The sequence below is a fragment of the Microbacterium testaceum genome, assembly GCF_001476655.1.
GTDB lineage: Bacteria > Actinomycetota > Actinomycetes > Actinomycetales > Microbacteriaceae > Microbacterium > Microbacterium testaceum_C.
This window is the reverse complement of sequence record NZ_LDRT01000016.1, coordinates 1-12,145: the sequence shown is the minus strand read 5'-3', so window position 1 is coordinate 12,145 and position 12,145 is coordinate 1. Positions and strand designations below refer to the sequence as shown.

Sequence of the window (12,145 nt, the reverse complement as noted above, 5' to 3'; positions counted from 1 at the left end):
GTAGGTATTCCATGCGGCCACGACCAGCTCGCCCTCGGCGGACGCCCCGCCCCCACCCCGCACGACGAGCACGGCACCGTTGCCGATGGATGCCGCGGCGAGCACGATCGCCAGCCCCGCGGCCACGCCCCACCGACGCCGGAGCACCGCAACCAGCCCCGCGACCACGGCGAGCGCGGCGAAGCCGAGAGCCAGGATGGCGCGGAACGGGATCAGCTGGGCCACCACCTGCAGTCGCTGGGCGCCGACCAGCTGCGGCCACACCGCGAGCACGGCGAGAGCACCGCCGAGGGCGAGCGTCACGATCAGACCGGTGCGTCGGGTCTTCGGCATCCGCCCAGTAAAGCGCGGAAACCGCATGGCGCGGGAAACGAAGACGGTTTGGCCACCGGGTGACCCTCGCCTACCGTTGAGCGAATGGCCGACACCCTTGCCGACCGACGTTCGCCCCTCCGCCCCGCTCTCGACGTGGTCCGCGGCGCCCTGATCGGGGCGGTGGAAGTCATCCCGGGGGTCAGCGGAGGAACGGTCGCGTTGATCGTCGGGGTCTACGCGACGCTGATCGACGCGGCGAGCCACATCGTGCGCGGCACGGTCGCGGCGACCGACGTCGTGCGTCGACGTGGCCTCGCGCGCAGCGCCCGGCACTTCCGGGCGGTCCGATGGCGCGTGGTCGCGCCGGTGCTCATCGGCATGGTGCTCGCGGTCGTCCTCGGCGCGCGCGTCCTGGCGCCCCTCGTGCAGGACTACCCGACCGAGACCCGGGCGGTCTTCGGCGGCATGATCGCGGCATCCCTGCTCATCCCGATCCGGTTGCTGGGTCGGGAGTGGACCTGGCGGCTGGGCCTCCTCGCGCTCGTCGCCGCCGCGGCCGCCTTCGTCGTCACGGGTCTGCCCTCCGGCTCGGTCGACGATCCGCCGCTCGTCGTCGTCGCAGTGGCGGCCTCGGTGGCCGTCTGCGCGCTCGTGCTCCCGGGGCTCTCCGGAGCGTTCCTGCTGCTCGTGTTCGGGCTCTATGAGACGACGCTGGTCGCGCTGAACGAGCGCGACATGCCGTACATCCTGGCGTTCGCCGTCGGTGCGGTCGTCGGGCTGAGCCTCTTCGTCAACGTCCTGCGCCTGCTCCTGGCCCGGTTCCACGCGGGCATGCTCGCACTGATGACGGGGCTGATGCTCGGCTCGCTCCGCGCCCTCTGGCCCTGGCAGGACGACGCCGGGCAGGCCCTCTCGCCCTCCGGTGACATCACTCTGACGATCCTTCTGGCCGCGGCCGGTGCCGCGGTGGTGCTCCTCGTGGTCTGGATGCAAGCGCGTCTCACGCGCCGGCCGCCCGCGTCGCGGTGACGCGGCGGCCACGCCGCGGGCGCGTTCCTCGCAGAATCGCGGGACCCTCGCAGATTTCGGCGCCGAAACCGCGAGGTTCGCGGAGTTCTTCGACGTTCGCGACGCCGCCACAGCCCCGCAAAGAGGCTGACCCCGCACAGACGAGAAAGGCCCCCGGGACGAACCCGGGGGCCTTTCTCGTCTGTGCGCGAGGGGGGACTTGAACCCCCACGCCCGTGAAGGCACTGGCACCTGAAGCCAGCGCGTCTACCTATTCCGCCACTCGCGCGTGCGCGGCATCCAGGATGCCACGCGACCAACTTCCCGAGAATATCACGGCTGCCTCGACACGGCGAAACGCGGGCTCCGCACGCGGCATCCATGACCTGCACAGGCGCCCTGACTACGATGTGCCTACTGGTCTGCCTGCCCGAAGGAGTCTCGTGGGACTACTCGACAGTTTCGAGAAGGGTCTCGAACGCGCCGTCAACGGTGCGTTCGCGAAGACCTTCCGTAGCGGCATCCAGCCGGTGGAGATCGCCTCGGCGCTGCGCAGCGAACTCGACAAGAAGGCCGTTGTGGTCACCCGCGACCGCATCCTCGCGCCCAACACGTTCGCGGTGCGCCTGTCGCCCGCGGACGACGAGAAGATGAGCGCGCTGGGGTCGACCCTGGTGACCGAGCTCACCACGCTCGTCAAGAAGCACGCGAGCACGCAGGGCTACTCCTTCGCCGGTCCGCTCACCATCTCCATCGAGCGGGATCCGTCGCTGTCGACGGGGACTCTCCGCGTCGACTCGCAGACGAGCGAGGGCAAGGTGGCGTGGCGCGGCGTGGTCGACATCGACGGCACGCGTCACGAACTGACCCGGGCCCGTACGGTCATCGGGCGCGGAAGCGACGCCGACATCACGATCCCCGACGCGGGAACCAGCCGCAAGCACGTCGAGATCCTGTGGGACGGCGAACGCGCGATGGTCCGCGACCTCGGGTCGACGAACGGCACGACCCTCAACGGCCGTAAGGTGTCAGAAGCCGCACTGCCGCCTGACTCGACCATCTCCATCGGTCGCACCACGATCGTTTTCCGTGTGGTGGCGCAGGCCCAGCCGGCCCGACGCGCGGCGGTTTCCGACGCCACGCGCATGTTCGACGTTCGGGAGCGGGGGCCCCTGTCATGAGTCCATTGACTCTTCTGCTGTTGCAGGGCGGCTTCCTCGTCCTCATGTGGTTCTTCGTCTTCGGCGTGGTCTACTCGCTGCGCGCCGACCTGTTCGGCGTCAAGGTGCGGAAGCTGCCCGAGCCGATGGCATCCGCGCCCGCCGCGCCGGCGCCGGTCGCCCCTCCCGACGCGGTGACCACGCAGGTCAAGCGGCCGGCCGCCCCCGCACCGGCCCCCGCGGGGGGACTCGCCACCACCGACACCGTGTCGCGCATCGTCATCACGAGCGGCCCCAAGGTCGGCCTCGAGCTCCCGCTCGGCACCGAGCCGCTCACGATCGGTCGCTCGAGCGAATCCGGTCTCGTCGTCCGCGACGACTACACCTCGAGCCACCACGCGCGCCTCGTGCTGTGGGGCAACCAGTGGATGCTGCAAGATCTCGACTCGACCAACGGCACCACACACGACGGGGTGCGCGTGGCATCCCCCGTGCAGGTGAAGGTCGGCGCTCCGATCAAGGTGGGCGCGACGACCTTCGAGCTGAGGAAGTAACCCTCCTCCATGGTCTTCCAGGGCTCGAGCGCCGCCATCTCCCACACGGGCAAGGTGCGCTCCAACAATCAGGATTCGGGCTATTCCGGCTCGAATCTCTTCGTGGTCGCCGACGGTATGGGCGGCCACGCGGGCGGTGATGTCGCGTCGAGCCTCGCGATCCACCGCCTGACCGAGCTGGACCAGCCCTTCCCGACGCCCGCGGATGCCGAGCACGCCCTGCGCGACGCCCTGTCCGACACCGCCGCCGAGCTCATCGACACCGTGGCACGCCGTCCCGAGCTGGCGGGCATGGGCACGACCGTGAGCGCCCTCATCATGGTCGACGACTACGCCGTCATCGGGCACATCGGCGACTCGCGCATCTACCTGTACCGCGACGGCGAACTCACGCAGATCACCACCGACCACACGTTCGTGCAGCGCCTCGTCGACTCGGGCCGCATCACCCCGGAAGAGGCGCGGTACCACCCGCGGCGCTCGGTCCTCATGCGCGTCCTCGGCGACATGGACCCCGATCCCGAGATCGACACGTTCATCATGCCGACGCAGGACGGCGACCGCTGGCTGCTCTGCTCCGACGGGCTCTCCGGTGTCGTCGACGACGCGCACACCGACCGCACTCTGGCGCTCGGGATGCCACCCGCCCGCACCGCCGACGCGCTCCTGAAGCAGGCGCTCGACGGAGGAGCCCCCGACAACGTCACCGTCGTCATCGTCGACGTGGGCGGCCAGCATCCGCTGTTCACCGGAACACCGACCATCGTCGGCTCGGCCCTGAACCCGGCCGGCGTGGTCGTCCCCGCGGCGCGACCGCCCCGCTCGAACTGGCTGCACCCCGTCCGGCAGGCGGCGAACGAGCCGACGCATTTCGAACCCGCCGCGGAGTTCCTCGAGGAACTCATCGAAGAAGACCGTCGCCGCGCGCGGCGCCGCCGCCTCGGCTGGCTGGCCGCACTGGTGATCGTGCTGGCCGGCATCGGTCTCGGACTCTTCGCCGGTTACAACTGGACGCAGACCCGGTATTACGTGGGCGCCGATGACGACTCGGTCGTGATCTACCGCGGCATCCAGCAGTCCATCGGACCGTTCTCCCTGTCGTCGGTCTACGAAGACACGAACATCGTCCTCGCCGACCTCACCGATTTCGACCGCCAGACGGTCGAGGCCACGATCTCGGCGCGCTCCCTGTCGGACGCCGAACAGATCGTGAAGCGTCTGCGTCCCGCTCAGGAGGCCAGCGGATGACCGACCAGAAGCTGACCCGCGACAACGCCGTGTCGACCGACACGGCCGTCATGCGCGCGCTGAAGAAGATCCGCGTCCCCGCCACGCAGCGCAATCGCGAGCTCGGCCTGCTGCTCTTCGCGATCGTCGTCTACGGTGCCGCGCTCGTGCTCGTCCAACTCGGCGTGAACGGCACGGTCGAGTCGGGCTTCCTCACGCTCGCGAGCATCCCCGCGGTCCTCGCGTTGATCATGCACGTCGTCCTGCGCCTGCGCGCGCGAGACGCCGACCCCTTCGTCCTCCCGATCGCCACGGTGCTCACGGGCATCGGCATCGCGATGATTTACCGCATCGACCTCGCGGTGCGCCTGGCGGGCTGGGATGCCACGTCCAACCGCCAGATCGCCTGGGCGGCCATCGCCCTGGTCGCCGCCCTCGCGGTGGTGATCTTCGTGCGCAACTACCGCGTGCTGTTCCGCTACACCTACCTCTCGGGCCTGATCGGCATCCTGCTCCTCCTCCTGCCGTTCGTCCCGGGCCTGGGAACGGAGCAGAACGCCGACGTGTGGGTCTCGCTCGGTTTCGTGTCGTTCCAGCCGGGTGAGCTGGCGAAGATCTGCCTCGCGATCTTCTTCGCCGGATACCTGGTCCGCACGCGCGAGAGCCTCACCTCGACCGGGACGCGCTTCCTCTTCATGACGTGGCCGCGTGCGCGCGAGCTCGGACCGCTGCTGATCATCTGGCTCGTGTCGCTCGGCATCATCGTCCTGCAGCGCGACCTCGGTACCGGTCTGCTCATCTTCGGCATGTTCGTGGCGATGCTCTACGTCGCGACCGGCAAAACGAGCTGGGTGCTCATCGGCGTGGTCCTCGCCGCCACCGGAGCATTCCTGGCGTCCCGGGTCCTGCCGTACGTCAACGGCCGGTTCACCAACTGGCTCGACGCCTTCAATACCGACGTCGTCAACGCGGACGGCGGCAGCTACCAACTGGTCCAGGGCATCTTCGGCCTTGCGCACGGCGGCCTGTTCGGCACCGGCCTGGGTCAGGGACGCCCCTACATCACGCCCCTCTCGCAGAGCGACTACATCGTGCCGAGCCTCGGCGAAGAATTGGGGCTGGTCGGACTCTTCGCGATCCTTGCGCTCTACATGGTGTTCGCGAGCCGCGGCATCCGCATCGGACTGGCCGGGCAGGACGACTTCGGCAAGCTCCTGGCGACCGGCTTCTCCTTCACCATCGCGCTGCAGGTGTTCATCATGGTCGGCGGTGTCACGCGCGTGATCCCGCTGACCGGCCTCACGACCCCGTTCCTCGCCGCCGGCGGCTCCTCGCTCGTGGCCAACTGGATCATCGTCGCGTTCCTGCTCCGGATCTCGGATGCCGTGCGCAGCCGCCCCCGGGTGGTGATCGGTTGATGACGCCCACGACCGCGCCCCTCGGCGCTCCCCGACCGGAGGAGGCACCGTGACCAAAGAACTCCGACGCCTCAGCATCGTGATGCTGGCGATGTTCGTCGCTCTCTTCGCGTCGACGAGCATCATCCAGGTCGCCCAAGCGGGCAACCTCACCAACACGCCCGGGAACACGCGCGCGCTGTACGACTCGTACGAGATCCAGCGCGGCTCGATCATCGCGAGCGGCACGCCCATCGCGCAGTCGGTGCCGGCCGATGACGTGTACAGCTGGCAGCGCCAGTACACCGACGCGCAGATGTGGGCGCCGGTCACCGGGTACGTCAACGCGGTCCTCGACTCTCGGACGCAGATCGAGGACGCCGAGAACACCGTGCTGAGCGGCTCGGGCGAGAACGAGTTCTTCTCCCGCATCAACCGCGCGATCACGGGCCAGGCTCCCCGCGGAGCGAACGTGGAGCTGTCGCTCGACGCCAATGTGCAGCGCGCCGCATGGGATGCCCTCGGGGGCCTGCAGGGGGCCGTGGTCGCGATCGAGCCGTCGACCGGCCGCATTCTCGCCATGGTGTCCACCCCCAGCTACGACACCAATGCCCTCGCCTCGCATGACACGGATGCCGTCAACTCCGCGTACGACCAGCTGATGTCCGACCCCTCGCGGCCCATGGACAACCGTGCTATCGCGGGCAACCTCAACCCTCCGGGGTCGACGTTCAAGCTCGTCGTGGCGTCGGCGGCCTTGGCATCCGGCAAGTACACCCCCGACTCGTCCTTCCCGAACGTCAGCGAGTACACGCTGCCGCAGTCGACGAGCGTCGTACGCAACGCGGGCGGCGGGACGTGCGGCGGAGGCGACACCGTCACGATCGCGACAGCGCTGCGGCTGAGTTGCAACATCCCGATGGCCGAGCTGGCCGTCGAGCTCGGCGACGACACGATCCGCGCCGAGGCCGAGAAGTACGGCTTCAACAAGCAGTTCTCGATGCCGCTCACCTCGACGGCCTCCAGCTACCCCGCCGGCCTCGACGCCGCGCAGACCGCGCTCAGCGGATTCGGGCAGGGGCAGGTCACCGCCACCCCGCTGCAGATGGCGATGGTCTCCGCGGGGATCGCCAACGGCGGAGTGGTCATGAACCCTCGCATGATCGACCGGGTCATCGAGTCCGACCTGTCGGTGACCGACGAACGATCCGACAGCGAGTTCGGCCGTGCGCTCGATGCGAACCTCGACGCGCAGATGGTTTCGATGATGACGGCGAACGTCCAGGACGGCGCCGCGTCGAATGCAAGAATAGACGGGGTCCAGGTCGCGGGTAAGACCGGGACCGCCGAGAACGGCGCCACCCGTCCGTTCTCGCTCTGGTTCACGGGTTTTGCTCCGGCCGACGACCCCAAGGTCGCCGTCGCCGTGGTGGTCGAGAACGGCGGGGGCCAGGGGCAGAGCGGGAGCGGCAACGACATCGCCGCCCCGATAGCAAAGAAGGTCATGGAGGCGGTGCTGGGTAAATGAGACCGACGCAGGGAGTGACCTTCGGAGGACGCTACGAGCTCGATTCGCGTATCGCGATCGGCGGCATGGGCGAGGTGTGGGAGGCGACGGATCACGTCATCGGACGCACCGTCGCCATCAAGATCCTCAAAGACGAGTACATGGGCGACCCCGGGTTCCTCGAGCGCTTCCGCGCCGAGGCCCGTCACGCCGCTCTGGTCAACCACGAGGGCATCGCCAGCGTGTTCGACTACGGCGAGGAAGACGGCAGCGCCTTCCTCGTGATGGAGCTCGTCCCCGGTGAGGCACTGTCGACGATCATCGAGCGCGAGGGATCGCTCTCAACGGACAAGACGCTCGACATCGTCGCGCAGACGGCCGCCGCACTCCAAGCCGCGCACGCGGCGGGTCTCGTGCACCGCGACATCAAGCCGGGCAACCTGCTCATCACCCCCGACGGTCGCGTCAAGATCACCGACTTCGGCATCGCGCGCATCGCCGACCAGGTGCCGCTGACGGCCACCGGCCAGGTCATGGGCACCGTGCAGTACCTTTCGCCGGAGCAGGCATCGGGACACCCGGCATCGCCCGCGACCGACATCTACTCGCTCGGCATCGTCGCGTACGAGTGCCTCGCGGGCAAGCGCCCGTTCACCGGCGAGTCGCAGGTCGCGATCGCGATGGCGCAGATCAACGAGCAGCCGGCTCCCCTGCCTCCCACCGTCGCGGTCCCGGTGCAGAACCTCGTGATGGCGATGATCGCGAAGAAGCCCGACGAGCGTCCCGCCTCGGCCGCCGCCGTCTCGCGCGCCGCGACGGCATTGCGTCGCGGCGACCTCGCGGCCGCCGCCGCAGCCGTCCCCGCGATCGCCGCCGGAGCGGCCGTCGCCGACGATGTCACCCAGCTCCTCTCGCCCGGGCAGACGAGCGCGGCGACGCGCCTGATGCCGACGCCGGCGGCGACGTCGCTGCTCACCGAGGAGCACACCGAAGAGACCGTGCCGCCGAAGAAGAAGCGGAGCCGCCTCACGTGGCCGCTCATCGCTCTCATCGTGCTGCTCGTGCTCGTGCTCGGCGGGACCCTCGCCGCCCTGCTCACCAACCAGAACGAGCCGGATGCCGCTCCCTCGAGCACGGCGCCGACCGCTCCCGCCCCGACACCGAGTGCGTCGACACCGACACCCTCCTCGACGCCGTCGCAGAGCCTGATCGACGTCGACGCCCTCGATCTCATGGGTCGCACCTGTGACCAGGCGCGCGCGATCCTCCGCGAGAACAACCTCGCGGCGACGTGCGCCACCGGAAACGCCGCGACGAACGCCGACGAGATCGGCAAGGTCTACACCGTCGATCCGACGGGCCGTAACCCCGCCGGCACCAACATCACGGTGACCACGTACGGCGAAGAGACGCCGCTGACCCAGCCGAGCACGCCCACGCTGCCGGCGTCGGTCCCCGCCGGATCCACGGAGCAGGTCTCGTGGCAGCAGTACACGTGCCCCGCGGGCACGGGCAACGTCACGTCGTACAACTTCACCGCGACCGGTGGAACCTTCGTCACCAACGGCTCCTCGACCGCGTCGTTCTCGCCCGACGAGCGCAACGCCGAGCTGATGGTGAACAACTCCCCCGGGTCGACCCTCAAGGTGACCTACACGGTGAGCTGCTCGGGGACCGACCGTACCGCGGGTCCCTCGGGCGAGGCGTCGGCCACCATCACCGGTGGTTCGTCGCCGAGCCCGAGCGCAAGCCCCAAGAACTGACCCCTCTCGCACACGCACCACGCCTGGAGTTTTTTCGTGACCACTGAGACGCGCGTCCTGTCGGGACGCTACCGCGTGGACGACCTCATCGGTCGCGGCGGGATGGCGAGCGTCTACCGTGGCTACGACCAGACCCTCGGGCGTACCGTGGCGATCAAGATCCTCAAGGCCGACCTCGCCGGCGACGCGGCGTTCCGCACGCGTTTCCGCCTCGAGGCACAAGCCGCGTCGCGCATGGCACACCCCACGATCGTGCGGGTGTTCGATGCCGGTGAGGACGTCGAGACGGGCACCGACGGTCAGCAACGCCCTGTTCCGTACATCGTCATGGAGCTGGTGCACGGGCGTCTGTTGAAAGACATCATCGCCGCCGGCCCGGTGCCGACCGACGACGCCCTGCGCTACGCCGACGGCATCCTGGAGGCGCTGGAGTACTCTCACCGCGCCGGTGTGGTGCACCGCGACATCAAGCCCGGGAACGTGATGATCACGGAGTCCGGCGGCGTGAAGGTGATGGACTTCGGCATCGCCCGCGCGGTGTCCGACTCCTCCTCCACCGTCGCCGAGACGACGGCGATCGTCGGTACCGCCGCGTACTTCTCCCCCGAGCAGGCGAAGGGCGAGTCGGTCGATGCGCGCGCCGACCTGTACTCCACGGGCGTCGTTCTCTACGAACTGCTGACAGGTCGCCCTCCGTTCCGCGGTGAGACCCCCGTCGCCGTCGCGTATCAGCACGTCAGCGAAGCCCCGGTGCCGCCGAGCGAGGTCAACGAGACGGTGTCGACGGCTCTGGATGCCATCGTCCTCCGCGCCCTCGCGAAGGATCCGTTCCAGCGTCCGCAGGATGCCGCGAGCTTCCGCGAAGCCCTGGATGCCACCGTCGACGGCAAGGGACCCACCAAGCGCCAGATGTCGGCACTGTCGAACGAGCTGTACGGCCCGAACCCGCGGCAGGCCGCCGAGACGGCGCGTTCGCTGCGCCAGTTGAGCACCGACACCACGATGCGTCGCACGCAGCCCGGTCCGCCCGTCGCGTGGATCTGGGCCGGAGTCACGGTACTCGCCGTCCTGCTCGTCGCCGTGTTGTTCTGGGTGATGCAGATCCAACCGTCGAACGATGTTCCGTCCGCGGGACGCGCGGTTCCGAACGTCGTGGACATGTCGTACGACCGCGCCGTCGAGACCCTGCAGGGCCAGGACCTCACCGCCAAGCGCGTCGACGAGCCCAGTGACAAGATCGCCGCCGGCAATGTGACGCGGACGACTCCTGCGGCCGACACCTCGGTGGCCGCGGGCCAGGAGGTCGTCCTGTACGTCTCCAGCGGACCCGACCTGGCCACGGTCCCCACTCTCGAGGGGATGAGCGAAGAGGCGGCCCGCACTGCTCTGCAGCAGGCGGGGCTCTCCGTCGGATCGATCCGGCGTCAGAACGACCCCTCCCTCGCCGCGGGGACCATCGTGTCGTCGAGCGTCACGTCCGGCTCCGAGATCGCCAAGGGCACCACGGTCAACCTCGTCGTCGCCAGTGGCCAGGTCGTGATCGTCGACTACACGGGTTACACCGTGGACGCCGCGAAGCGTCAGCTCGAATCCGACGCGATGCAGTTGACGGTCAAGACGGAAGAAGATCCCAGTTGCCCCGCGTCGAAGCCGTCGCCGACGGTCAAGACGCAGTCGCTGGCCCCCGGCGAGGTGCCGGTGCACAGTGAGATCACACTGATCTCGTGCTCCGGCTCCTGACACCGCGAGGGTGAAGCGAGGCGCCTCTCTCGGCGGCGCCCTCGCATCCGGCATCCTGCATCCACCGTCCGAGCAACTGATGTCCACGCTCCGTCAGCACGCTCTCCGGGTGGAACTGCACGCCCGCGAGGGGCGCGGACCGGTGACGGAGCCCCATGATCACTCCGCTGTCGGTGCGCGCCGTGACCTCGAGATCCGGAGGGAGGGTCTCCTCCCGCACGGCCAGGGAGTGATATCGCGTCGCCACGAACCCATCGGGCAGATCGGCGAACAGGCCGCGCCCGTCGTGACGGATCCGGCTCGTGATGCCGTGCAGGAGCTCGGGGGCATGATCCACGCGGGCACCGAAGGCGACGGCGATGGCCTGGTGCCCGAGACAGACCCCGAGGAGAGGGATGCCGTTCGCGTGCGCCGAGCGGATCACCTCGACGGACCGGCCCGCGGCGTCCGGGTGGCCCGGGCCGGGTGAGATCACCACGGCATCCGCTCGCCGCGAAAGCGATCCCGAGAGGGACGCGTCGTCGGCCGATACCGTCTCGACCTGCGCGCCGAGATCGCTCAGATACCCGGAGAGCGTGTGAACGAAACTGTCGCGGTTGTCGACGACGACCACGCGCCACCGGGTCACTCGACCGTGACCTCCTGCGGGTACACGATGTCGCTCACCCAGGGGAAGACGTAGAAGAACAGGCCGTAGAGGATCGCGGCCGCGAGGACGAGAAGGATGAGGGTGCGCACCCACCAGGGTCCGGGCAGCACACGCCAGAGGGCTCCGTACATCAGGCGGCTCCAGAGGTCAGCGAGGCAGGGGCACCGTTGGCGCGAGGGGTGAACGACTCGAACACCCCGTAGCCGATGGCACGTTCCGAGAAGCCGTAACGAGGGCTGCAGGTCGTCATGGTGATCAACCGATCCGTCGCCTCGACCTGCGTGTCCTGCGGGACCGGCAGAAGCACGCCGACACCATCGGGCTGCACGTACTCGAGGTTGCGATAGCGGTAGGTGTACCAGCCGTCCGGGGTTTCGACGACGATCGCATCGCCGATCCGCAAGGACGGCAGATCGGCGAACGGCGCGCCGTGGCTGCCCCGGTGTCCGGCTACGGCGAAGTTACCGACCTGTCCCGGCATCGCGTTGTCGGGGTAGTGACCGATGCCGATCGGGTCGAGCGTCACCGAGGAGCTCACCCCGCCGGCGAGTTTGAACTGCCAGTCCGCACCGAGACGAGGGATGCGCATCACCCCGAAGACCTCACCGTTGCCCGGCTGCGGGAGCTCGGGCGGATCCGCGGTCGCCGGCGCCGTCGGGGCGGGCGACCCCGTGGGCGACCCGGACGGGGACGGGAGGGGCGGAGGCGGGTCGGTCGCCCACTGCTCGGTGAGCGAGTTCGCCTCGTTGTTTTCATGACACACGGTGACCGCGTCCCCGATCCCACGCCGCCAGGCCACGTCACAAAGACATGTTACACCGCGCA

11 protein-coding genes, 1 tRNA gene and 1 pseudogene are annotated in these 12,145 nt (G+C 69.0%); 8 read left to right on the top strand and 5 right to left on the bottom strand.

Annotated features, from left to right (window positions below):
* A pseudogene (locus tag NS220_RS03105) lies at positions 1 to 333 on the bottom strand (hypothetical protein); the annotation flags it as partial.
* An 84-nt stretch (positions 334 to 417) separates the two neighbouring features.
* Between NS220_RS03105 and NS220_RS03100 the strand changes: the two are divergent.
* On the top strand, positions 418 to 1,344 hold the full coding sequence (locus NS220_RS03100) for a DUF368 domain-containing protein (protein WP_058622642.1): 927 nt from the start codon (positions 418 to 420) through the stop codon (positions 1,342 to 1,344).
* A gap of 184 nt (positions 1,345 to 1,528) precedes the next feature.
* On the opposite strand, the gene NS220_RS03095 is transcribed toward NS220_RS03100, so the two are convergent.
* Positions 1,529 to 1,612, bottom strand: a tRNA-Leu gene (locus NS220_RS03095).
* Between the two features lie 154 nt (positions 1,613 to 1,766).
* Between NS220_RS03095 and NS220_RS03090 the strand changes: the two genes are divergently transcribed.
* Genes NS220_RS03090 through pknB form a run of 7 tightly spaced genes read left to right on the top strand, consistent with a single transcriptional unit; the run spans position 1,767 to position 10,671 of the window.
* Positions 1,767 to 2,504, top strand: a complete 738-nt coding sequence (locus NS220_RS03090; RefSeq protein WP_058622641.1) for an FhaA domain-containing protein — start codon at positions 1,767 to 1,769, stop codon at positions 2,502 to 2,504.
* Positions 2,501 to 3,037, top strand: a complete 537-nt coding sequence (locus NS220_RS03085; protein ID WP_058622640.1) for an FHA domain-containing protein FhaB/FipA — start codon at positions 2,501 to 2,503, stop codon at positions 3,035 to 3,037. Before NS220_RS03090 ends, NS220_RS03085 begins: the two co-directional genes overlap by 4 nt.
* Positions 3,038 to 3,046: 9 nt before the next feature.
* Positions 3,047 to 4,285, top strand: a complete 1,239-nt coding sequence (locus NS220_RS03080; protein WP_058622639.1) for a PP2C family protein-serine/threonine phosphatase — start codon at positions 3,047 to 3,049, stop codon at positions 4,283 to 4,285.
* Positions 4,282 to 5,682 (top strand): FtsW/RodA/SpoVE family cell cycle protein, encoded by a 1,401-nt coding sequence (locus NS220_RS03075; protein WP_058622638.1) that lies wholly within the window; start codon positions 4,282 to 4,284, stop codon positions 5,680 to 5,682. The genes NS220_RS03080 and NS220_RS03075 overlap by 4 nt, the downstream gene beginning before the upstream one ends.
* A 49-nt stretch (positions 5,683 to 5,731) precedes the next feature.
* Positions 5,732 to 7,189: a peptidoglycan D,D-transpeptidase FtsI family protein gene (locus NS220_RS03070; RefSeq protein WP_058622637.1), complete on the top strand. Its 1,458-nt coding sequence runs from the start codon at positions 5,732 to 5,734 to the stop codon at positions 7,187 to 7,189.
* Positions 7,186 to 8,931 (top strand): serine/threonine-protein kinase, encoded by a 1,746-nt coding sequence (locus NS220_RS03065; RefSeq protein WP_058622636.1) that lies wholly within the window; start codon positions 7,186 to 7,188, stop codon positions 8,929 to 8,931. Before NS220_RS03070 ends, NS220_RS03065 begins: the two co-directional genes overlap by 4 nt.
* A gap of 36 nt (positions 8,932 to 8,967) precedes the next feature.
* Positions 8,968 to 10,671: a Stk1 family PASTA domain-containing Ser/Thr kinase gene (pknB, locus tag NS220_RS03060; protein WP_081322955.1), complete on the top strand. Its 1,704-nt coding sequence runs from the start codon at positions 8,968 to 8,970 to the stop codon at positions 10,669 to 10,671.
* Here pknB and NS220_RS03055 read toward each other — a convergent pair.
* The 3 genes from NS220_RS03055 to NS220_RS03050 all read right to left on the bottom strand — a co-directional run.
* On the bottom strand, positions 10,643 to 11,299 hold the full coding sequence (locus NS220_RS03055; RefSeq protein ID WP_058622635.1) for an anthranilate synthase component II: 657 nt from the start codon (positions 11,297 to 11,299) through the stop codon (positions 10,643 to 10,645). The genes pknB and NS220_RS03055 overlap by 29 nt on opposite strands.
* Entirely contained in the window at positions 11,296 to 11,451 is a 156-nt protein-coding gene (locus NS220_RS19980; protein ID WP_193755258.1) for a hypothetical protein, read from the bottom strand. The genes NS220_RS03055 and NS220_RS19980 overlap by 4 nt, the downstream gene beginning before the upstream one ends.
* Positions 11,451 to 12,145: class E sortase (locus NS220_RS03050; protein WP_058622643.1), on the bottom strand; the 695-nt coding region annotated here is incomplete at its 5' end. The genes NS220_RS19980 and NS220_RS03050, both read right to left, overlap by 1 nt.

Excerpts from the sequence above, each read along its gene's own strand:
- NS220_RS03100 (WP_058622642.1), top strand. The coding sequence starts at position 418 with ATGGCCGACACCCTTGCCGACCGACGTTCGCCCCTCCGCCCCGCTCTC.
- NS220_RS03085 (WP_058622640.1), top strand. The coding sequence starts at position 2,501 with ATGAGTCCATTGACTCTTCTGCTGTTGCAGGGCGGCTTCCTCGTCCTC.
- NS220_RS03080 (WP_058622639.1), top strand. The coding sequence starts at position 3,047 with ATGGTCTTCCAGGGCTCGAGCGCCGCCATCTCCCACACGGGCAAGGTG.
- NS220_RS03075 (WP_058622638.1), top strand. The coding sequence starts at position 4,282 with ATGACCGACCAGAAGCTGACCCGCGACAACGCCGTGTCGACCGACACG.
- NS220_RS03065 (WP_058622636.1), top strand. The coding sequence starts at position 7,186 with ATGAGACCGACGCAGGGAGTGACCTTCGGAGGACGCTACGAGCTCGAT.
- NS220_RS19980 (WP_193755258.1), bottom strand. The coding sequence starts at position 11,451 with ATGTACGGAGCCCTCTGGCGTGTGCTGCCCGGACCCTGGTGGGTGCGC.